The following is a 20,927-nucleotide window of genomic DNA, read 5'->3' on the forward strand; positions in this document are numbered from 1 at the left end:
GGTTGTTTTTGCTGTGATTTGTCTCAATTGATACGCTTTGGTTTTTGCAAAAAGGCGCGACGATGTCATATGAGGTGGATTACGCATTTCTCTCCAAGCTGGAAGGTGGATGCAGAACAGGAGCTTACATTCCAGATTTGGAGAAGAGTAAAAGTGGCGTAACTGTTGCGACAGGCTTTGATTTGGGTGCGCGTAACGAGGATGATCTGCGACGACTTGGTATTCAAGGTTCTCTGTTGAAAAAGCTTCTACCTTATTTAGGCCTGAAAAAGCAGGACGCTGCCACGGCTCTCAAGAAAAGCCCTCTGAGCATTTCCGCGACCGAATGTTTACAAATTGATAAAGTTGTCAAAACTCACTACTTAACTCAGCTTGCAAAACGTTACAACAACGCGATTTCAAGTGGTGCCGTGAAATTTGAAGACTTAAAGCCCGAGTTTCAAACAGTCGTCACCTCCGTATCTTTTCAGCATGGATTGGAACTGTCCCGTTCAGCGCCAAAGTTCTGGGCTTCAATTGTGGCCCAGGATTGGAAACGGGCAATCAAGATACTGAGAGATTTTCAGGATCAGTATCCAACAAGAAGAAATAAAGAAGCGGATTTGATGGAGAAGGCACTTTGAGAAACTTCGTCCTATTTCTTTTGGTCGTTCTTATTGGATGCTCAAGTGGGGAATTCCCAGAAAATGATTACGCTTGGCTAGACCCAGATGTGCTGAAGAGGGTAAAAAACTCATCTCAAGAATTACTGCTATCCCGGCCTCAAGTCGAATTTGCAAATGGGGTCACAGCAAGTAACTGTATCGAGTATTTTCGGCAAAAAGGTGAAGTTACTGAGACTGCCGCGAACTACGCTGGGCGCTCCCATTATTTAATTTGTGACGCATTGAAACTGGCCGACACATGGCCACCAAAGCTCGAAGATAAGCCGATTGAAGCAGACCTGTCTTTGTGTTCGACCTTAAGTTTGAGTAGTTTTGAACATTCCCTTCGACCACGTATTGAAGCGGATGGCGCCACGCTGACTCAGTTGTTTGGCGAGGAAGCGATAGAGGGATTGAATGCCTGTAGTTTCCAAGGAGAGGGTCGAAACTTTGTGCTGAATGCGGTTTTGCTTGTTCAGGAAAAGGAAAGGCCAAAGAGGATGTGGGTGTGGGTGATCGATGAGATACTGGATGCGACCTATCGTGCTTACACGCCAGTCTGGTTTATTTTCGATGAGTCCCGAAGTATGTGGATCGCCGATCAATAAAAAAACGCGAACCATGTGGTTCGCGTTTTTTTATGTCGACTCAGGTTTTTCTTGGGTTTCCTCGGTTTTTACGGCAGGTTCCCAGTGATCGCCCCTAGGCAGTCGCCTTGGGTCATTTCTGGAAAACAGCAGCTTGGCCAACTCTCCCAATGCTTGTTTGTACACTTCCCGTTTGAAATCAATTACGTTTTCAAGTGGAACCCAATACTCGTTCCAACGCCAGGCATCAAATTCGGGGTGTTCTGTGGCCCGCAGGCTGACATCACAATCCCTTCCAACCAATTTCAACAAAAACCAGATTTGTTTCTGGCCTTTGTAGCTTCCGCGCCATTCCCGTCGAATCCAGTGATCGGGCACGGTGTACCGCAGCCAATTCCTGGTTCTTCCTATAATTTCAACATGTTCTGGCAACAAGCCAACTTCTTCGTGGAGTTCCCGGTACATGGCTTGTTCAGGCGATTCACCATGCTTAATTCCGCCCTGCGGAAATTGCCAGGAATGTTCACGAATTCGCTTACCCCAAAAGACTTGCTTTCGGGAATTGGTCAAAATAATGCCGACGTTGGGACGGTAGCCTTCTTTATCAAGCATACGCGCCCCGCAGATTTCTTTACAATTCACAGTCATTATAAGCACCAGCCTGCGTTTGTACACCTAGGGTATCCGCGCTGCAGGCGGATAAAAGTACAATCGCAGTTCTAACCAATTCATTACTCACGAGTTTTTTGCAAATGCGCGCCACCCAGTTTTTTTTGAATACCCTGAAAGAAGCCCCCGCTGATGCGGAAGTGATCAGCCACCAACTGATGATGCGGGCTGGCATGATCAAGCGTTTGGCGGGCGGCATTTACACCTACATGCCCGTGGGCTTGCGTTCTATCCGCAAGGTTGAAAACATTGTTCGGGAAGAAATGAACCGTGCCGGTGCCCTGGAGTTGTTAATGCCAGCAGTGCAGCCCGCCGAGTTGTGGCAGGAAAGTGGACGCTGGGAAAAGTACGGCCCTGAGCTGCTGCGCATGAAAGACCGCCACGACCGCGACTACGTGATCGGCCCCACGCACGAAGAAGTGATTACCGACGTGGTTCGCAAGGAAGTGAAAAGCTATCGCCAGCTGCCCTTGAACCTGTATCAAATCCAGACGAAATTCCGCGACGAAATCCGCCCCCGCTTCGGTGTGATGCGTGGTCGAGAATTCGTGATGAAAGACGCTTATTCATTCGATCGCAATCAGGAAGCTGCGCTTAAAACCTACGACGTGATGTACGACGCTTACCGCCGTATTTTTACTCGCTTGGGTCTGAATTTCCGGGCAGTGAATGCCGACACTGGTTCAATTGGTGGAAACCGCAGCCATGAATTCCACGTGATTGCAGACACCGGCGAAGACGCGATTGCGTACTGCCCGAGTTCAGACTATGCCGCCAACGTGGAGTTGGCCGAGGCCGTGTGTACGGCCCAGCGCCCAGCTGCAAGCAAGGCCATGGAGAAAGTGCACACACCGGGGAACTCTACATGCGAGGCTGTGGCCGCTCAACTTGGTTTGCCGCTGGCTGCCACGGTGAAAAGCGTGGTGTTTGCCAACGAGTGGGAAGACAAGGCACTTGATAAAAATGAAACCAAGCCGGTCAAAAAGGTACAAATTATATTGGCCTTGGTGCGCGGCGATCACGAAGTGAACGACATCAAGCTGGGCAAGCTGGCCGGTGTACAAGAATTGCGCCTGGCCACCGAGGCTGAAATTGTGGCTGTTTTTGGCACCAAGCCTGGTTACCTGGGCCCCGTGGGCCTGAGTGGCGATGTACGCGTGGTTGCCGACCGCAGCGTAGCCGCCATGGGTGATTTTGTGTGCGGCGCCAACGCAGCAGACTACCACTATGCAGGTGTGAACTGGGGCCGTGATTTGCTTGAGCCCGAAGTGGCCGATATTCGCAATGTGGTGGAAGGCGATGCCTCGCCCGACGGCAAGGGGGTGCTGGCTCTGTGCCGCGGTATTGAAGTGGGCCATGTGTTTTATTTGGGCACCAAGTATTCCGAAGCTTTGCAGGCCAAATTTCTGGAAGAAAACGGCAAGCCTGCCGTGATTGAAATGGGCTGTTATGGCATCGGTGTCACCCGCATTCTGGGTGCGGCCATTGAGCAGAATTTCGACGATCGCGGTATTATTTGGCCAATCAGCATTGCCCCATTTGAAGTGGTGTTGTGCCCAATTGGTTACAGAAAGAGCGAAGAAGTAAAAGCCGAGGCCGACAAGCTGTATCAGCAATTGAAGGACGCGGGTGTGGATGTGATGCTGGACGATCGCGATGAGCGCCCCGGCGTGATGTTTGCAGATTGGGAGTTGATTGGTGTGCCGCTGCGGGTTACTTTGGGTGACCGTGGCTTGAAAGAAGGCAAAGTGGAGTTTCAATCGCGCGATGGCAAGGTTGAAAAACGCGATGTCGAAGTTGGGGAAATTTTTGAGCAGTTGCGCGTTGAGCTTGCCAACAGGCAAGTCAGTTTGTAATCCTTTGGCCCGGCTGGCGCATATTGCCCGCCGGGTATTCGTGTTGCTTGGGTTTGTATTGGCTTTGGTCGGGGTTTGGTCGCCTGTTTTGGCCAGCCAGCAATATGAACCCATGGCAGACCATGTGCGTCTGGCACTTCGCACGGCCTTAAGTGCTCCTGCTGCACCCCGTCCAATTTTTGAATCTGTAAGCCACCGCATTGACTGGATGGCAGAAATGTCGCGCCGCCTGGCGCGCAGAGTGCCTGATTTTGCTGAGCGCACAGAACTGATTAAAACGATTCGCTATGAAGCGCAGCGAGTTGGTATTGACCCCCAAATTATTTTCGCCTTGATTGAAGTGGAAAGTAACTTCCGTGCAGATGCGGTAAGTCACGCGGGGGCGATCGGCTTGATGCAGGTGATGCCCTTCTGGACCGATGTGTTGTCGCGGGGAGGTTCTCGGGAATTGTTTGAACCACGGGTGAATATCCGTTATGGCTGCCTTATCCTGCGCCATTACCTGGACATTGAAAAAGGCGACTTGGACAGGGCGCTGGGGCGCTACAACGGCAGCCTTGGGAAAATGACTTACCCGAATCTGGTGTACGACCGGCTGGACCGCAACTGGGGTTACAGCTATGTTGAACCGCCGAAGTCAGCACCGCGTATTGCGGGTGACTTTTGAGCTGAGCTTGAATCCGCAGTTGATCACATGCCCGGAAATCCACCGCCCGGCGGCATGCCGCCACCAGGAAAGCCGCCTTTGCCGCCGCCACCCATTTTCTTCATCAATTTGGCAAGCCCGCCTTTCTGCATGCTCTTCATCATGTCGCGCATTTGCTCAAACTGTTTTAGCAGGCGGTTCACTTCCTGAACTTGCACGCCCGCACCGGCGGCAATGCGACGCTTGCGGGAGGCTTTTAAAATGTCTGGTTTGGTGCGTTCCTGAATGGTCATGGAGAAAATAATGGCTTCGGTGCGCTTCATCTGTTTTTCTGCGGCGGTGGCGTCTACGTCGCCTGCGCCTTTCATCAACTGGCTGGGCAGCTTGTCCATCAGGCCTTGCAGGCCACCCATGTTGCGCATTTGGCTGATTTGCGCCAGAAAGTCGTTCAGGTCAAATGCCTTGCCGCTTTTTAGTTTCTTGGCTAGTTTTTCTGCTTCGTGCTGGTCAATGCCTTTTTTGGCTTCTTCCACCAGGGAAACAATGTCGCCCATGCCCAGAATTCGGCCCGCCACGCGGTCAGGGTGAAACTTCTCAAAGCCGGTCAGCTTCTCGCCCACGCCCATGAATTTAATGGGTTTGCCTGTAATTTGGCGAACCGACAAAGCTGCACCGCCGCGTGCGTCGCCGTCCATTTTGGTCAGCACCACACCGGTCAGGGGCAGGGTTTCATTGAAGGCCTTGGCGGTGTTGGCTGCGTCCTGGCCCAACATGGCGTCGATTACAAACAAGGTTTCCGTGGGGTTCACCGCCGCATGCAAGGCCTTGATTTCGTTCATCATGGCTTCATCAATGCCCAAGCGGCCTGCCGTGTCCAGGATCAGTACATCAAAGAACTGGCGTTTGGCGTGGTTTAGCGCGGCCAGCGCAATATCGACTGGTTTTTGAGTGATGTCGGAAGGAAAAAACTCGGCACCTGCCTGCGCGCTGACCGTTTTTAGCTGCTCAATCGCGGCGGGGCGGTACACGTCGGCCGACACCGTCAGCACTTTCTTTTTCAGGTTGTCTTTCAGGTACTTGGCCAGTTTGCCGGTGGTGGTGGTTTTACCCGCACCTTGCAAACCCGCCATCAAAATGACCACCGGTGGCTGGGCTGCCAGGTTGATCTCTTCGGTTTTCTCGCCGATCAGCTTGATTAGCTGTTTGTGAACAATACCCACCAGCGCCTGGCCGGGGGTCAGGCTGTTCAAGACCTCCTCGCCCAGCGCCTGTTCCTTCACCTGATTGATGAATTCTTTGACCACGGGCAGGGCCACATCGGCCTCAAGCAGCGCAAGGCGAACTTCACGCAACATTTCCTGCGTGTTGGCCTCGGTAATGCGGGCCTCGCCTTTGATATTTTTGACAACGCGCGTTAGGCGATCGGAGAGGTTTTCAAACATCGTGTGGTGCCCCTGACTCGTGCTATGAATCGAGTAAACTGATTGGTATGAACAACACAATATTGTACGCGCTCGCAGTGCCCCTGCTGTCTGCCTCCGGTGGATTGGCGGCGCTGAACGTTTTCGGCAAATGGTCCGCACCTGCCGGGCTGAACCGTGCGTTGGTGGCCTTGGCGCTGTTGGTGTCGGGTTATTTGCTGGGCTCCCTGTTGTTTCAAACCGATGGCATGCACTTCGGCTTTGTGCTGGGTTTGATGTGTGTGGCCTGGCTGGCCTCGCTGGTGGCCTTTGTTGAAAGTTTTTTCAACCGAGTGCCCTTGCTTGAATTAATTGTGTTTCCGCTTTGTGCGGTGGTCTTTTTGCTGCCCTTGTGGATGGGTGAAGATGCCGCCATTCGCATGGCTGGAGACCATTTGTTTCAGCTGCACCTGCTCATTGCGCTTGCTGCCTATAGCTTGCTGGGCATTGCTGCCGCCCACGGGGTGGTGATGGCTTTTCAGGAAAAAGCCCTGCATCAGCCAGTTGCCAGTACTCAGGAAAACCGCATGGTGCGTGAGCGCCTTCTGGATCAGTTGCCTTCTTTGCTCACCATGGAGTCCATTTTGTTCCGGCAATTGTGGGCGGGCTTTGTTTTACTCTCGCTGACCTTGATTACCGGTTTTCTCTTTTCTGAGGAATGGAGCGGCAGCAGTTGGCGTTTTGATCACAAAACCCTGTTTGCCATCATTTCATGGTGCTCGTTTGCCGTGTTGCTGGGCGGGCGCGTGGTGTTTGGCTGGCGCGGCAAGGTTGCTTTGCGCTGGTGTTTGGGCAGTTATGCCGTGTTGGTACTTGCGTATTTCGGCACCCAGTTTGTACTCGAATTTATTTTGAAAAGGGCAGTTTGATGGGGCGTATTCTGTTTTTTCTGGGCTTGGCATTGGTGGCCTGGATTCTTTTCAAAAGCTGGCAGCGCAAACAATTGGGTGAAAAACCCAGTGTGAACACTCAACAAAAAGGCAATCTTGGCCGTAAAAAACAGGAAGAGATCATGCCTTGCCAACACTGCGGCGCATACAGCCCCATGTCGGAAGGCGTGATGATGCAGGGTCGTTTTTATTGCGGCATGGAGCATGCCAAAGCGGCTGGGGAAAAAGTTCACTGACACCGAAGGGGCATGCCATGTGGCTTGATGAGGGCTGGATAGAGGAAGACTGGGTTCACCGCCTGCAAAGTCCCAATCAGGATGCCCGGCCAATGGGTACAGTGATCGACACCTTGGTTGTTCACTGTATTAGCCTGCCCGAGCGTGGGCGCGACACCTCGTTAATTACAGACCTGTTTCTGAATCGGCTCGATTGCCATGCGCACCCCTCGTTCGGTGAGCTAATCGGCCTGCATGTTTCCTCGCATTTCCTGATTGATCGGGACGGGTCCATTACCCAATTTGTGTCGTGTGAGAAACGTGCATGGCATGCCGGAATTTCCTCGGCCATGTACCGCAGCAATTTCAATCATTTTTCAATTGGCATTGAATTGCTGGGTGACATTTACACCCCATTCGAGGGGGCGCAGTACGCCAGCTTGAAGCGCCTGGCTTTGGAGTTGCAAGCACGTTATCCACTGAAATATGCAATGGCGCACAGCGAGATAGCCCCTACCCGAAAAACCGATCCAGGACCCTTCTTCGACTGGAAAGGTCTACGCAAATCAAACACCTACGAACTTCAGATTGACGGCCTTTAAAAGGCCGTTTTTTTGTTGCACTGCAGTTATCCAGAGCTTGTCCACAAGTTGTTCACAGGGGATAACTCTGTGCACAAGTTGGGGATAAGAAAGTGTTTGCCAAATCGTGTTTCGACCACTACAATTAGTTCCAAGCCACATACAAAACACAAGATATAGTGGTTGCCGGTTTTACCTCCGCTACAAAAACAAACCCTCAAGAAAAGATTATTCCAGGAGAAAGATGCATGCTAACCAGCCAGGAATCCACTGATTTGGCGACAAACTTGCCGACGTCTACAGCCAAGCCTGCAAACGCAGCGCCGGTGGTCGACAGCGCGTATGCAAACTACAAAATTATTCGCCGAAATGGTGCCGTGGTTGGTTTCGAGCCCAGCAAAATTGCTGTGGCCATGACAAAAGCCTTTTTGGCTGTGAATGGTGGCCAAGGCGCAGCCTCTGCCCGCATTCGCGAGCTGGTTGAGCAGATGACCAGCGGCGTGGTAAACGCACTGGTGCGTCGCCAGCCTTCTGGTGGCATTTTCCACATTGAAGACATTCAGGATCAGGTTGAACTGGCCCTGATGCGTTCAGGCGAAGCCGAAGTGGCCCGCGCCTACGTGTTGTACCGCGAGCGCCGTACACAGGAACGTGCAGCCAAGCAAGTTGAACAAGCCGAGCAGCATGCGCTGAACGTGATCGATGGCGACATGAAGCGCCCACTCGATGTTGAAGCGCTGAAAGCGTTGATTGAAAGCGCTGCGGTTGGCCTGAATGAAATTGACGTTGCACACCTTCAGAAAGAAACCCTGAAGAATTTGTACGACGGCGTGAAAATCGACGAAGTGTTCAAGTCTGCGATTTTGGCCTCTCGCGCCATGATCGAGAACGAACCCAGCTACACATTGGTCACTTCCCGCCTGTTGCTGCACACGATTCGCCGTGAAATTATTGGCCGCGAAATTGCGCAAGACGAAATGGCGCAGGTGTACCCCGAGTACTTCCCGCAATTCATCAAGAAGGGTATTGCTGCCGGCTTGCTGGACAACCGCCTGGCCCAGTTCGACATGAAGAAACTGGGCGCAGCCCTGAAGTACGAACGCGACTTGCAGTTCGATTACCTTGGCCTGCAAACCCTGTACGACCGTTACTTCCTGCACGTGGAAGGCACCCGCATTGAAATGCCACAGGCGTTTTACATGCGCGTGGCCATGGGCTTGGCTCTGAACGAAGTAGATCGTGAAGCACGTGCCATCGAGTTTTATGAAGTGCTGTCGACATTCGACTTCATGAGTTCGACTCCAACTCTGTTTAACAGCGGCACCATTCGCTCGCAGTTGTCTTCCTGCTACCTCACCACCATTGGTGACGACCTGGACGACATCTATGAAGGCATCAAGGAAAACGCATTGCTTTCCAAGTTCGCTGGCGGCTTGGGCAACGACTGGACACCCGTGCGCGCCTTGGGCAGCCACATCAAGGGCACCAATGGCAAGTCACAAGGTGTGGTGCCATTCCTGAAAGTGGTGAACGACACCGCAGTGGCAGTGAACCAAGGTGGCAAGCGCAAGGGCGCTGTATGTGCCTACCTGGAAACCTGGCACCTGGACATTGAAGAATTCCTGGAACTGCGCAAGAACACGGGCGATGATCGCCGCCGCACACACGACATGAACACCGCGAACTGGATTCCCGACCTGTTCATGAAGCGCGTAATGGAAGGCGGTAACTGGACCTTGTTCAGCCCATCGGACGCACCTGATCTGCACGACCTGTACGGCAAAGCCTTCGAGAAAGCCTATGTGGGTTACGAAGAAAAAGCTGCACGTGGCGACTTGAAATTGTTCAAGACTGTGGAAGCGGCCAAGCTGTGGAGAAAAATTCTCTCCATGTTGTTTGAAACCGGCCACCCATGGATCACTTTCAAAGACCCTTGCAACATTCGCAGCCCCCAGCAACACGTGGGCGTGGTGCACTCGTCGAACCTGTGTACAGAAATTACACTGAACACCAACGAGAACGAAATTGCAGTGTGTAACTTGGGTTCCGTGAACCTGACCCGCCACCTGAAGCCTGCCGACAACGGCGAGCTGGTGCTGGACCACGAAAAGCTGCAGAAAACTGTGGGCGTTGCCATGCGCATGCTGGACAACGTGATCGACATCAACTACTACGCTGTGGCCAAGGCGCGTAATTCCAACCTGCGCCACCGCCCCGTGGGCATGGGCATGATGGGTTTCCAGGATGCGCTGCACATGATGCGCAAACCCTATGCTTCACGTGACGCAGTTGAATTTGCCGATGAAAGCATGGAAGCCATTTGCTACTACGCTTACGAAGCTTCGACTGAGTTGGCTGCCGAACGTGGTGCCTACAGCACCTTCAAGGGTTCGTTGTGGGACAAGGGCATCATGCCTTTGGATTCACTGAAGCTGCTGGAAGAAGAGCGTGGCGGTTATGTGGAAGTGGATACAAGCAGCCGCATGGATTGGGATGCACTGCGTGCTCGCATCAAACAGCACGGCATGCGCAACTCCAACTGCGTGGCCATTGCGCCCACTGCCACCATTTCGAACATTATTGGTGTGGCGGCTTCCATTGAGCCCACATTCCAGAACCTGTATGTGAAGTCGAATCTCTCCGGTGAATTCACCATCGTGAACGAACACCTGGTGCGCGATTTGAAGCGCTTGGGCATTTGGGACGAAGTGATGATTTCTGACCTGAAATATTTTGACGGCTCAGTGATGAAGATCGACCGCATTCCGGAAGACCTGAAGCGCCTGTATGCAACCGCTTTCGAGATGGACCCACGCTGGTTGGTTGAAGCCGCAGCCCGTCGCCAGAAGTGGATTGATCAAGGCCAAAGCTTGAACATTTACATGGCTGGCGTAAGCGGCAAGCGTTTGGACGACACGTACAAGTTGGCTTGGTTGCGCGGTTTGAAAACCACGTATTACCTACGCACCATTGGTGCCACGCACGCCGAGAAATCAACCTTGGCAGGCGGTGAGCTGAATTCAGTGAATGCCGAAGGTGGTGCATCTGCAGCGTTTACGTCGGCCCCAGCCACTGGTTTGGTGCCCAACCTGCCCGAGCAGGAAATTGAAGGCAAAGTGTGCACCATGCGCCCTGGCGATGCAGGTTTCGACGAATGCGAAGCGTGCCAATAAGTTGCCAATAAAAGGCCAATAATTTAGACCAGCGAGTTGGGCAGGTTACCAAGACTTGCCCAACACCATAAAAATGAACATAATGGCACTGTGACTTCATACAGTGTATTGGTTAAGGAGTTAGAAAATATGCTGTCTTGGGACGATGAATTTGATTCAGCCATGGGCAAAACAGCAGCAGCCAAGCCTGCTGTGTCTGTTGCGCCAGCCATGGGTTCTGTGGCTTCCGGTTTCGCAGCGCCAGCAAGCCAAGGCTTGTACCAGCAAGCTGCACGCCCTGTGCAACAACCCGCAGCTGAAGGTGCAAAAGCAGGCCGCGTGAACGCAGCCGACAAGCGCGTGATCAACGGCACAACCGATGTGAACCAGTTGGTGCCGTTCAAGTACAAGTGGGCTTGGGAAAAGTACCTGAGCCAGTGCGCCAACCACTGGATGCCGCAAGAAATCAACATGGACCGCGACATTGCGCTTTGGAAAGACCCCAATGGTTTGACCGAAGACGAGCGCCTTATTGTGAAGCGCAACCTGGGCTTTTTTGTAACAGCCGATTCACTGGCTGCCAACAACATTGTGCTGGGTACCTACCGCCACATTACAGCGCCCGAGTGCCGCCAGTTCTTGCTGCGCCAAGCGTTTGATGAAGCCATTCACACCCACGCTTACCAGTACATCGTTGAAAGCCTGGGTATTCCAGAAGCTGAAACCTTCAACGCTTACAACGAGATTTCCTGCATCAAGGCGAAAGACGATTTTCTGCTGCCTTTCATTGATGTGTTGACCGATCCTTCATTTAAAACCGGCACGCTGGAAGCAGACCAAACATTGCTGAAAAGCCTGATCGCTTTTGCATGCGTGATGGAAGGCATGTTCTTCTACGTGGGCTTTGTGCAAATTCTGGCGCTGGGCCGCCAGAACAAGATGATTGGTGCTGCTGAGCAGTTCCAGTACATTTTGCGCGACGAATCGGCACACTGCACATTCGGTATCGACTTGATCAACACCGTGAAACTGGAAAACCCACACCTGTGGACTCCGGAATTCAAGGAAGAAATCAAGGCCATGTTCCGCAAGGCTGTTGAACTTGAACACGCCTACGCCGTAGACACCATGCCACGCGGCGTGTTGGGCCTGAATTCTGCCCAGTTTATGGAATACATGAAGTTTATTTGTAACCGTCGTTCCAACCAGATTGGCTTGGGCACCTTGTACGAAGGCGCAAACAACCCATTCCCATGGATGAGCGAAATGATGGACTTGAAGAAAGAAACCAACTTCTTCGAGCGCCGTGTGACTGAGTACCAAACCGGTGGTGCGTTGAGCTGGGATTAATCCACACTCACAGTTAAAAAGTGAACTTAACAGCTTAAAACTGAACTGTTTTCAGCTAAGAGTGAACTGAGTCAGCATTTCGGATCGGGGTGCAGGAGTGAAAACCGAAGCACCCCTTCCCAAGTCAAGTTAGATCAGCGAGCTTAATGATAAAAGTTTCGATTTGTTGGAATTGTTTTGAAACTCGGGTTTTCATCAAACAGGTGAAAGCCCTAAAAGTCCCAGTAAGCTGAGTGAGGCCCATTGTTCGAAAGAACCTTGGGCTTTTTTATTGAATTCAGAAAATTGTGATTTCCACCGGAAAAGGTGGGATTGATAGACATGAAAAAGGCCGGAGGAGGGCGGCAACCCTCAACCAGCCTTTGACAGACAAACCTCTCTCCGAAGTCGTCTGTCACTTTGACCGTACAAGTCAACGCTAATGTTCTTACGAGCAGGGTTGATACGTCAAGGGTTTTGTAGCTTCGGACTTAATTCATCTTTTTTATAAGGAATGTAAAGATGAAAAAAGTAATTGGCAAACCAGGTCAAAGCACTGGCAATGGTGGTGGTATTTATCAAGAGCACGGGCCACGAGGAGGTCCAAGACCAAACTATGCGACGGTGGCAGACAATAAACCATTGCCGCCTACGTCTGGCCCCAATAGTACTTGGGTTCAAGTAAGCAAAACGCCAAATAGTAAGAGGTAATTGAGGAAATAGGTCCCCGCGCTCTGCCGGGGACCTATTTAGTCGGTATTGCGAAATTCAGTTTTCAACTGTTACCAGTCTCGCTTGATCCAGCCCGAAACGGCTGGATTGCTCATTTTTCACGGTTTGCATGATGTTTTTCATCCAAGCCATCACCGCAAATAAGGGTAAATAAAGGGCAATCGCCCTCATCAGCCACTTCAGGTTAAAGCCTGCCGCACACAGCACCACATGCAGTGCATCACCAGATGCCCCTTTGAGCCACGTTCTTCGCATTCCGTGATCCGCTTTCAAGTGCCCGATCGTCGGTTCAATGGCCTGCCTGCGTCTCAGTCTCTTTCTGTCCGCTTTGATCATCGATTTGTATTTGCCTCGGTGGATGATTTCCACATCTGGATTTGCATAATCCACCCCACGGTAACCCAAATCCACGTACACCTGCTTGATCGGTGTGTTGTGCTCTTCGGTGAGAATCCTGGCTTGTTCTAGTTGTTCTGCCAGCGTGTGACCATCGAAAGGGTTGCCAGGAAATGTTCTCGCACCAACAATCAAACCCCTCTTGTGAGTCACTGCAAATCCGGCTTTAACTCCAAACTCATAGGGCTGTCTTGCTTTGCCCTTTCCAATGCACTCTACTTCAGGGGCATGTAAAGCGTACAGCTTGTTCTTGTCTTTCGGTTTCTGATCAACAAGGCGCTGCGCTCGTTCAAGCAAGGTGTTCATTCTTTCCAGTGCCGCTGAGCTTTCCAGATTCAGGACCTTGAGCTTGCGCTGTATTTCCCGAATCACAATGCCCACAACGGTTCGCTGACGTTTCAATGTTCGTCTCAGACGTCTGAACTGCTTGGCATGGGCATAACCGGCTGCTTTGCGTTTCAGTTGTTTGCCTTCCATGGCAAAGGTCTGCTTGAATTTGATTCCAACGTGTTTGGCGTTCTTGATCAATTGGTACCGGGCGATTTCCAACAGTCTGCTGTCAGTCGGATAGGCCTCTGCCTTCTCAACCACAGTGCTGTCGACAATGACTCGTTCAAACTCGCTTGGGCGAATGGCTTTCATCTTCACCGCTGCATCAATGGTCGCCTTGAACAACTCTTCAACCCCAGCCTCTCCAAGCATTTGGCGAAACCGGGTGATCTGGGCCGGATCACATGGAAACTTGGTCTGGTAATACTCCATGCCGCTGAAATACTGCCACTGCACATTCTCGGTCCAGCGCACCACCAACTCCCGGTCACTGACATCATAGGCGTGTTTCAAATACAGCAATGACACCATCAACCGGATTGGCAACCGAGGGCGTCCGGCGTTGCTCACCCCCGCACCTGCTATCTGTAGATTCTGGCCAAACATGTCGTCTGTGAAAAACTGACGACCTTTACGGTCACGATGTTCAAACACCGGCCTCAAAGACTCTTCCAACCCATCCCAGGGCATCTTCTGCGACAACACCGCCAACGGGTGACGAAGGTCAATCATCTGATCCAAACGGGAGCGGAAAAAATCGTCAGTGGCCATCAACATAAAGGGACAAAATCCCTCAGATTTCTAATACCCATATTTTACTTTCTGGGGGATTCGCAACCCACTCAGACATGCAAAACACCAGAAATCATGCGGGTTTCGAACATTTTGCAAGGCCGACTAAATATATCAATTACATCCTCGATAGAGTCCCCGATGAGCAAAACTTTTTCTTCACGTTTCACAAGCAGCAAGGTTACTTCGCTGAGCAGGAATTTCGCATCGCACTAACCGAATCCCATGAAAGTTTTGATGACAAACCTCAGTTCGTTCAGTTTGATTTGAACAAGGCCCTGGAAAAGATAGTGCTCTCTCCATGGGCAGAGAAGTGGCAGTTAGATGCGTTAAAAGAAGTACTGAGATCTTTCATGTTGGATCCCAACCTGATCGGATATTCATCAATATTGAGAGTTGGGAAATGATCTTTCCCTTGATTAATTCGATCTTGCTTGCGACATTATTTCAACGCGATCATATTTGGTTCCGGTTGTGGTTACCGGTTAGTGTTCTGGTGTATTACAAATTTGTAATTCAATTGAGAGGATCTGGTCATTCGCCCCTGCGTAAAGTGTGAGTCATGCCAACGCTTGATTGAAAGCAAAGGCAAAACCCAAACTGATACACTTAAGGAGAATTACCATGAAAACACGTCAATTGATCGCATCCACAGTGTTTGCCATTTCCGCAACGCTTCCAGCTTTTGCCTTGGCCAGCGGCCCTACAGATCACGGTGATGGCACCGACCATGTGGCACTGATCAGCCAAGGCAAATTGGCCACCCAAGCAACGGTGCTAAAAGAGTATCAACAAGCGGTAAAAGCAGATCAGTTCAACCCTCTGGCCGGAGATTCGACAGTGTTGCTACACGAATTCGAATCGTCCAAGTCACGGATTGAGGTACTGAGTGAGATCAAAAGCGTTGATCTCACAGAAGGCGATGCAAGCTAATGAAGGGGTTAAGGGTTGGTGTTAATTCGCCGCCAACCCGTGCATAATTAACAAATCACTTCAGCAGTTTTTCAGCTTTCCGAAGTTTTTCTTTGGCTTCCAAATAACCTGTTTTAAATACCCAATGACGATCATTCAAACCCAGTTGACCAACATTGGTTAACTGAGGGGCGATGATCATTGTTGCCTGTAACATCTCCAGTTCTTTGATTCTAAAACTCGATATCAAAAAGGTTTGAAACATCAAATCGGTAAGCGTAGAGACCTCAGCAAGCTCGGGGGGATACACCACGTCTACGGCAAGAATTGGAAGATCACTCAAGCGTTTTGCCGGAACTATCGGCAGTGGAGAACTGGCCTGACCATCGATGTAAAGACGGCCATTAATGGAAGGTGGCGTGAAGATACCTGGAATTGTTGAAGATGCCCGCACTGCCTGGGCGACATCACCTGCATTAAAGACCACGGGACGACCTGTTTCAAGGTCTGTGGCCACTATGGCAATTGGTTTCGGGAGATCTTTAAATGTTTGAATGCCGAAATCCCTGCGCAATTGCCGTTCAAGAAACTGACCCGAAAAAACTCCAGCCTCGCCCTTTAAAACTGGCTGTCCCAGATTCGGTAACACGGGTACAAACAGATCACTGTTATTTAGTGATTCTGCACGTTGCATCATTTGATCGGCTGTATAGCCCAAGCCCCAGTACGCAGCCACGACAGCACCCGCACTGGTGCCAATCACCATTCGGGGCTCAAGCCCCAATTCCTCCAGGGCTTTAAGAACTCCGATGTGGGCAAAGCCACGAACCCCTCCACCGGAGAGAACCAAAATAAAGCCCTCCTCCATTTTCTGTGTGCGGGTAGCACGCTCGGCGCTAAACCAAGGTTCCTTCTTTACTGTAACCGTTGGTTTGTGACTTTCCGGATGAACAAAATTTCCGACTGTTTGACAGGCGCAAAGCACCATTGCGGAACCCAGCAAACTCAACATCAATCCCAATTTACCAACAATGACCGATCCATTGGGAAATCCAGGTTTACTTTGCAATGGTGCTTCTCCTGATTACTGTTTCTTCTCGATGTGGGTGATGTTCATGTTTTGATCCACAGCAAAGAGAACATTGTCGCCCTTATTCAGGCCTTCCAGTTGCGCCGCCTCTTTGGCCGAGAAAACCATAGTCATAGGTGGCATTTGAAGGTTCTTGATTTCGCCATGCTTCAAGGTGACCTTACCAGTCTTCGGATCAATTTTTTTCACCTCGCCCTGCGTCATTTCCATGGTTTCGGACTGCTTCATCTGCATGCCTTCCATGGACTTTGGATCCGTGGGTTTACTTGAATGGGAACCGTGATCTCCTCCGGCAAAGACCGAAGTCGAAATTGACAGCGCAACGATTGAAGCAAGTTTGATTAAATGGGTTTTCATGATTTTTTTCCTTTCAGTTTTTGTTAAGTCGGGTGTTTTTTCAAAATTGATCTTGATAGGTTTTCACTTCCGCATAAACAGAAGCGCTCCCATCCTTCTTCAGGAGTAATACCTGATACGGCATGAATTTGTTGCCATATTCCATGCCAGGAGAGCCAACTGGCATCGCTGGAACGGACAGGCCAAGTGAATCCTCGGGTGTTTCGTTCAGAAATTCCCTTATGTACTTGGCTGGAACATGGCCTTCAAACACAAAGCCATTCGCCGATACTCCTGTGTGACAGGATTGGTAATTGTTTTCGATACCGAACTGCGCCTTAATGCTGTCTAGGTCTTCGTGATTCGAATACTTCACGGAAAACCCCGATTTTTCCAAGTGTTTAATCCATTCGCCGCAGCAACCGCAGGTCGCTGTTTTGTGTACATGAATGGGTAAAACTTGATTGGCATCGGATTCTTGTGCAGCCACTGAGACTTTCTCAACATTTGAGAAAGTCTCAGGTTTGATGGCAGCAAAAACACCCAATGCCAAAATTGCAGTTGCAATACCAACAAAAGCAATTCGCTTCACTTTTCAGCTCCAGAGGATTTGGCTACGCGCAGTGGTCCGCGCATACCTGCATCAAAGTGGCCTGCAATCAAGCAGGCAAACTCAAACTCGCCACTTCGGTTGAAAGTCCACACCATCTCAGTGGTTTTGCCCGGAGCCACATGTGCCATATAGGGCTCTTCATGCTCCATGTTTGGAAACTTCTTCATTAAGTCTGCATGCTCCAGGTTCTTGTCTTTTGTCCCCAGAACAAACTCATGCATCAGCTTTCCTTCGTTCTTGACAATAAACTTCACTGTTTCACCTTCCTTAAACTGCAAGGAGGATGGCTCAAAGCGCATGTTGTCGGACATCACGACTTTGACCGTGCGGTCTATCTTGGTCGGAGTGCCGGCAATGCCCCAAGCGGTTTGCTCAAGAACTGGCTGTGCATTGGAATCTGCCTTTTTATGCTCTTGAGTGCCGTGCGCCAATACGGCCACGGGCAATAAAAGCCCAGCACCAAGCAGCAGCGATAGAGAATGATTTGCGAACGATTTTTTCATGGTTGACTCCTTAGTGGCCGGAATGGCCTTGAGGTTTTCTGACCTTCAACTCGATTGTTTCCTGAGGTCGATTACTGGATTTCATGGCGGGCTTTCCCGCCTTGTCGGATGTTACGGGCTTGGGCATGTCTGGGCCTTCGTATTCAAAAGCCACGGTTTTGCTAGGATGTTTGTACCAACCGGGGTCTGAATAATCCCCAGGCTTTTGGTCTTTGCGCACTTTCAACATACTGAACATGCCGCCCATTTCCACTGAGCCAAACGGGCCATCGCCTGTCATCATGGGGATGGTGTTATCTGGAATCGGCATCGTCATCTCAGTCATATCGGCCATACCCCGTTCACCCATCACCATGTATTCGGGAACGAGCCCTCGGGCTTTTTTCGTTATTCCCCGGTGATCCACGCCGATCATGGTGGGAAGGTCGTGTCCCATCGCGTTCATCGTGTGGTGGCTTTTGTGGCAATGAAAGGCCCAGTCGCCTTCCTCATTGGCCAGAAAATCAATCTGCCGCATTTGCCCAACGGCGATGTCGGTAGTCACTTCGGGCCAACGACTTCCTTTGGGTGTTGGGCCGCCGTCGGTGCCGCTCACCTCGAATTCATGGCCGTGCAGATGAATGGGGTGATTGGTCATGGTCAAGTTACCAATTCGTATCCGAACCTTGTCGTTTTTTCGAACACACAAGGGCGAAATTCCGGGAAACACGCGGCTGTTCCACGTCCACAAATTAAAATCGAGCATCGTCATGATCTTTGGTGTGTACGCACCAGGATCAATGTCGTAGGCATTCAGCAGAAAACAGAAATCTCGGTCCACGTTATCAATCAAGGGATGTTTGTTTTTGGGGTGAGTCACCCAAAAACCCATCATGCCCATGGCCATTTGCACCATCTCATCGGCATGCGGGTGGTACATGAAGGTACCGGGACGCTTGGCCTCGAACTCATACACAAAGGTTTTGCCGGAAGGAATGGCCGGCTGGTTCAGGCCTGCAACACCGTCCATGCCATTGGGCAGGCGCTGGCCATGCCAGTGCACGCTGGTGTGCTCGGGTAGTTTGTTCGTCACAAAAATACGCACGCGATCACCTTCCACCACTTCAATGGTGGGGCCTGGGCTTTGTCCGTTGTAGCCCCAAAGGTGAGCGACCATACCTGGTGCCATCTCACGCACCACGGGTTCCGCCACAAGGTGGAACTCCTTCACGCCATTGTTCATGCGCCAAGGCAAGGTCCAGCCATTCAGGGTAACAACCGGGTTGTAAGGCCGCCCTGTGTTTGGGGTCAAAGGGTCCATGGTGTCCGGCGAGGTTTGAATGACGGGCTCGGGCAGCGCGGCCATGGCCACTTTGCTGACACTGGCTGCCGCCACTGCGCCACCGGCCATGCCGGCAAACTTGAAAAAATCTCTTCTGGAATTCATTGCTCTTACTCCAAATCTTTTAATGACCAGCAGCGGCTTCAGCCGCTGGACTTTGGGTGCCCATGGAAAGCTTTACATTGCTTGGACTGCCCATCAATGCAGCATCCAAGGCCAGTTGAGCTCGCAGAAAGTTCGCTGATGCGTCAATGGATGACTCGATGGAACGCACCTGATTGCGACTGTCGGCAAGTAGCTCGAAAGTACCAATCAACATGCCGTTGTAACGCAGTGTGTTTTGCTCGGCCAAGGTATCGAGCATTGGAACCACCTCAGTTTGATAGTGCTTGGCAATGTCATAAGCTGTGCGGTAATTGGTGTAACTTTCCCGCAGGTTTGAATCAACATTCCTCATGACAGCCTCAAGCGTGTTGGCCTTGGCCAGTAACTCAGCAGAAAACGCGTCACGCCGCAAGCCACCCCAATCGAACAGCGGCAATCGAATGTCCAGTTCATATCCCTTTGGGTTGGTTTTGGAGCCAGAGTCTCTGTCAAATACAGAATCGCGGCGAATCCCAGCCTCAATGTCCACAAAGGAGCTCACGGTTTCAGCACCAGACACTTTCAGCGCCGCGTCGTAAGCTTGTTTGGCCATTTGAACATCCAGCCGCGAGGTGGCCTGTTTTGAAACTTCTTCAGGCTTTTTCACCATGGCGGGTAGGTCTGGCAAGCGATCTGGAAGTTTTAGCTCCTCAAATTGCTGTGCATCCAACCCGAGTACGCGAACCAGCTTTTCCCGGGTAGATGTAGCCTCTTGACGTGCCATGGCCAAGCCAAGCGCGGCATCGGAATAAAACATTTGCTGACGAATACGTTGAATAATCGTGAAGTTACCCACTTCTTCCATGCGTTTGGCCAATTCGGCACTGGCTTGAGCATTCTCGAATACTTGCTCCGCATATTGCTGTTTTTGCAGGGCGACCACCGCATCAACCCAAGCTGAGCGCGCTTGAGCCACTTGCCCAATCACATCACCAGCCAACTGCAGTTGAGCTCGCTCAATTCGAAAAGTTGCAGCCTGTTGACGCCAAGGAAGAGTGATTAAATCCAACAGGCCAAAACTGAACAATCGCCCAATTTCAAGTTCATCTCCAACGGTAATTCGTTCAAAATTGAAAATTGGATTGGGGATTCGACCCGATTGGGCGGCCAATGCAGACTCGCTGTAACCCCGAGCCAACAGCGCCTGAAATTCAGGGCTGTTCACCAACATTAGCTCCACTGTGGAATTTAATCCGAGCGGGGTTTTCAACAACTCATCTGCTTGCGCGCGCAACTGATTGCGCTGCTCATCGTTCAGAGCAAGAACCACTTTCTTTTCGGTCATCGACGCAGTGGTTTCATTCAGGTTGGCCATGGACTGATCCATGTTCACTGTGGCGCAGCCGGTCAAGCCTGCAATCGCTAAAGCAATTGCTGTGTATTTCAAAGTTCTCATCGGTGCCCCCCTTGGTGAGCTTCGCCGGGGCTCATGGGCTTTTTCATTTTGCCCATGTCATGTCCCATGCCGCCATCCTGCATGGGTTGCTGGTCTTCACCATTTTTCAGGTAAGGCTCACGGGCGTAATATTGCCAGCCACCAATTTTCTCTACATTCTGATTGGCCCCCACCCAATCACGGTCGCCTTCTTTGGGCTTCCATGTTGAATAGTTCTCAAAAGCTGATTGATATTCAATCTGCAAACCTTCCGACTGGGCGTTTGCAAATCCTGTGCTTGCTGCGAGAATTGAACCCGCTAACAACAACTGCATAACCGTACGCATACACGTA

21 protein-coding genes are annotated in these 20,927 nt (G+C 51.1%); 11 read left to right on the top strand and 10 right to left on the bottom strand.

The window, feature by feature from the left end:
* Positions 1 to 62 precede the first annotated feature (62 nt).
* Positions 63 to 623: a pesticin C-terminus-like muramidase gene (locus FRIGORI9N_RS14185; RefSeq protein ID WP_159572518.1), complete on the top strand. Its 561-nt coding sequence runs from the start codon at positions 63 to 65 to the stop codon at positions 621 to 623.
* Entirely contained in the window at positions 620 to 1,252 is a 633-nt protein-coding gene (locus FRIGORI9N_RS14190; protein ID WP_159572520.1) for a hypothetical protein, read from the top strand. Before FRIGORI9N_RS14185 ends, FRIGORI9N_RS14190 begins: the two co-directional genes overlap by 4 nt.
* A gap of 30 nt (positions 1,253 to 1,282) precedes the next feature.
* Here the strand turns inward: FRIGORI9N_RS14190 and FRIGORI9N_RS14195 are convergent, their stop codons facing one another.
* On the bottom strand, positions 1,283 to 1,843 hold the full coding sequence (locus tag FRIGORI9N_RS14195) for an RNA pyrophosphohydrolase (RefSeq protein ID WP_008250450.1): 561 nt from the start codon (positions 1,841 to 1,843) through the stop codon (positions 1,283 to 1,285).
* A gap of 140 nt (positions 1,844 to 1,983) precedes the next feature.
* Here FRIGORI9N_RS14195 and FRIGORI9N_RS14200 point away from each other — a divergent pair, with 140 nt between their 5' ends.
* Positions 1,984 to 3,756, top strand: coding sequence for a proline--tRNA ligase (locus FRIGORI9N_RS14200; protein ID WP_159572522.1), 1,773 nt, complete (start codon positions 1,984 to 1,986; stop codon positions 3,754 to 3,756).
* A complete protein-coding gene (locus FRIGORI9N_RS14205; RefSeq protein WP_236550911.1) occupies positions 3,725 to 4,423 on the top strand; it encodes a lytic transglycosylase domain-containing protein in 699 nt (232 codons plus the stop codon). The genes FRIGORI9N_RS14200 and FRIGORI9N_RS14205 overlap by 32 nt, the downstream gene beginning before the upstream one ends.
* A gap of 23 nt (positions 4,424 to 4,446) precedes the next feature.
* Here the strand turns inward: FRIGORI9N_RS14205 and ffh are convergent, their stop codons facing one another.
* Positions 4,447 to 5,844 (bottom strand): signal recognition particle protein, encoded by a 1,398-nt coding sequence (ffh, locus tag FRIGORI9N_RS14210; protein WP_159572526.1) that lies wholly within the window; start codon positions 5,842 to 5,844, stop codon positions 4,447 to 4,449.
* Between the two features lie 47 nt (positions 5,845 to 5,891).
* On the opposite strand from ffh, the gene FRIGORI9N_RS14215 reads away from it, so the two are divergent.
* The 5 genes from FRIGORI9N_RS14215 (at position 5,892) to FRIGORI9N_RS14235 (ending at position 12,050) form a co-directional block, all read left to right on the top strand.
* Positions 5,892 to 6,731: an inner membrane protein YpjD gene (locus FRIGORI9N_RS14215; RefSeq protein ID WP_159572528.1), complete on the top strand. Its 840-nt coding sequence runs from the start codon at positions 5,892 to 5,894 to the stop codon at positions 6,729 to 6,731.
* Positions 6,731 to 6,988, top strand: a complete 258-nt coding sequence (locus FRIGORI9N_RS14220) for a PP0621 family protein (RefSeq protein ID WP_138519428.1) — start codon at positions 6,731 to 6,733, stop codon at positions 6,986 to 6,988. Before FRIGORI9N_RS14215 ends, FRIGORI9N_RS14220 begins: the two co-directional genes overlap by 1 nt.
* A 17-nt stretch (positions 6,989 to 7,005) precedes the next feature.
* Complete coding sequence (gene ampD, locus FRIGORI9N_RS14225; protein ID WP_159572530.1) at positions 7,006 to 7,569, top strand: 1,6-anhydro-N-acetylmuramyl-L-alanine amidase AmpD; 564 nt, start codon at positions 7,006 to 7,008, stop codon at positions 7,567 to 7,569.
* 227 nt (positions 7,570 to 7,796) lie between these two features.
* Positions 7,797 to 10,721: a ribonucleoside-diphosphate reductase subunit alpha gene (locus tag FRIGORI9N_RS14230; RefSeq protein WP_159572532.1), complete on the top strand. Its 2,925-nt coding sequence runs from the start codon at positions 7,797 to 7,799 to the stop codon at positions 10,719 to 10,721.
* A gap of 129 nt (positions 10,722 to 10,850) precedes the next feature.
* Positions 10,851 to 12,050 (top strand): ribonucleotide-diphosphate reductase subunit beta, encoded by a 1,200-nt coding sequence (locus FRIGORI9N_RS14235; RefSeq protein WP_159572534.1) that lies wholly within the window; start codon positions 10,851 to 10,853, stop codon positions 12,048 to 12,050.
* 747 nt (positions 12,051 to 12,797) lie between these two features.
* Here FRIGORI9N_RS14235 and FRIGORI9N_RS14240 read toward each other — a convergent pair.
* Positions 12,798 to 14,264 carry an IS5 family transposase gene (locus FRIGORI9N_RS14240; RefSeq protein WP_236550912.1) on the bottom strand — a complete coding sequence of 489 codons (1,467 nt, stop codon included), beginning with the start codon at positions 14,262 to 14,264 and terminating at the stop codon, positions 12,798 to 12,800.
* Positions 14,265 to 14,335: 71 nt separating this feature from the next.
* Between FRIGORI9N_RS14240 and FRIGORI9N_RS14245 the strand changes: the two genes are divergently transcribed.
* Together FRIGORI9N_RS14245 and FRIGORI9N_RS14250 are read left to right on the top strand one after the other, a co-directional pair.
* Positions 14,336 to 14,686, top strand: a complete 351-nt coding sequence (locus FRIGORI9N_RS14245) for a hypothetical protein (protein ID WP_159572536.1) — start codon at positions 14,336 to 14,338, stop codon at positions 14,684 to 14,686.
* A gap of 217 nt (positions 14,687 to 14,903) precedes the next feature.
* Positions 14,904 to 15,212: a hypothetical protein gene (locus tag FRIGORI9N_RS14250; protein ID WP_159572538.1), complete on the top strand. Its 309-nt coding sequence runs from the start codon at positions 14,904 to 14,906 to the stop codon at positions 15,210 to 15,212.
* Between the two features lie 55 nt (positions 15,213 to 15,267).
* On the opposite strand, the gene FRIGORI9N_RS14255 is transcribed toward FRIGORI9N_RS14250, so the two are convergent.
* From FRIGORI9N_RS14255 to FRIGORI9N_RS14285, 7 genes are read right to left on the bottom strand one after another with little or no spacing between them, the layout of a single operon-like run.
* Positions 15,268 to 16,260, bottom strand: a complete 993-nt coding sequence (locus tag FRIGORI9N_RS14255; protein WP_159572540.1) for a patatin-like phospholipase family protein — start codon at positions 16,258 to 16,260, stop codon at positions 15,268 to 15,270.
* Positions 16,261 to 16,275: 15 nt separating this feature from the next.
* Entirely contained in the window at positions 16,276 to 16,638 is a 363-nt protein-coding gene (locus tag FRIGORI9N_RS14260; RefSeq protein WP_236550913.1) for a copper-binding protein, read from the bottom strand.
* A 40-nt stretch (positions 16,639 to 16,678) separates the two neighbouring features.
* Complete coding sequence (locus FRIGORI9N_RS14265) at positions 16,679 to 17,209, bottom strand: DUF411 domain-containing protein (RefSeq protein ID WP_159572542.1); 531 nt, start codon at positions 17,207 to 17,209, stop codon at positions 16,679 to 16,681.
* Complete coding sequence (locus FRIGORI9N_RS14270; RefSeq protein ID WP_008249213.1) at positions 17,206 to 17,733, bottom strand: cupredoxin domain-containing protein; 528 nt, start codon at positions 17,731 to 17,733, stop codon at positions 17,206 to 17,208. The genes FRIGORI9N_RS14265 and FRIGORI9N_RS14270 overlap by 4 nt, the downstream gene beginning before the upstream one ends.
* 10 nt (positions 17,734 to 17,743) lie before the next feature.
* Entirely contained in the window at positions 17,744 to 19,159 is a 1,416-nt protein-coding gene (locus FRIGORI9N_RS14275; RefSeq protein WP_040512439.1) for a multicopper oxidase family protein, read from the bottom strand.
* Positions 19,160 to 19,178: 19 nt separating this feature from the next.
* The gene (locus FRIGORI9N_RS14280; protein WP_159572544.1) at positions 19,179 to 20,594 is read right to left on the bottom strand and encodes a TolC family protein; all 1,416 of its coding nucleotides are present in this window, start codon (positions 20,592 to 20,594) and stop codon (positions 19,179 to 19,181) included.
* Positions 20,591 to 20,920, bottom strand: coding sequence for a hypothetical protein (locus FRIGORI9N_RS14285; RefSeq protein ID WP_159572546.1), 330 nt, complete (start codon positions 20,918 to 20,920; stop codon positions 20,591 to 20,593). Before FRIGORI9N_RS14285 ends, FRIGORI9N_RS14280 begins: the two co-directional genes overlap by 4 nt.
* Between the last annotated feature and the right edge of the window lie 7 nt (positions 20,921 to 20,927).

The sequence above is a fragment of the Limnobacter sp. 130 genome (genome assembly GCF_902506325.1).
Taxonomy (GTDB): domain Bacteria; phylum Pseudomonadota; class Gammaproteobacteria; order Burkholderiales; family Burkholderiaceae_B; genus Limnobacter.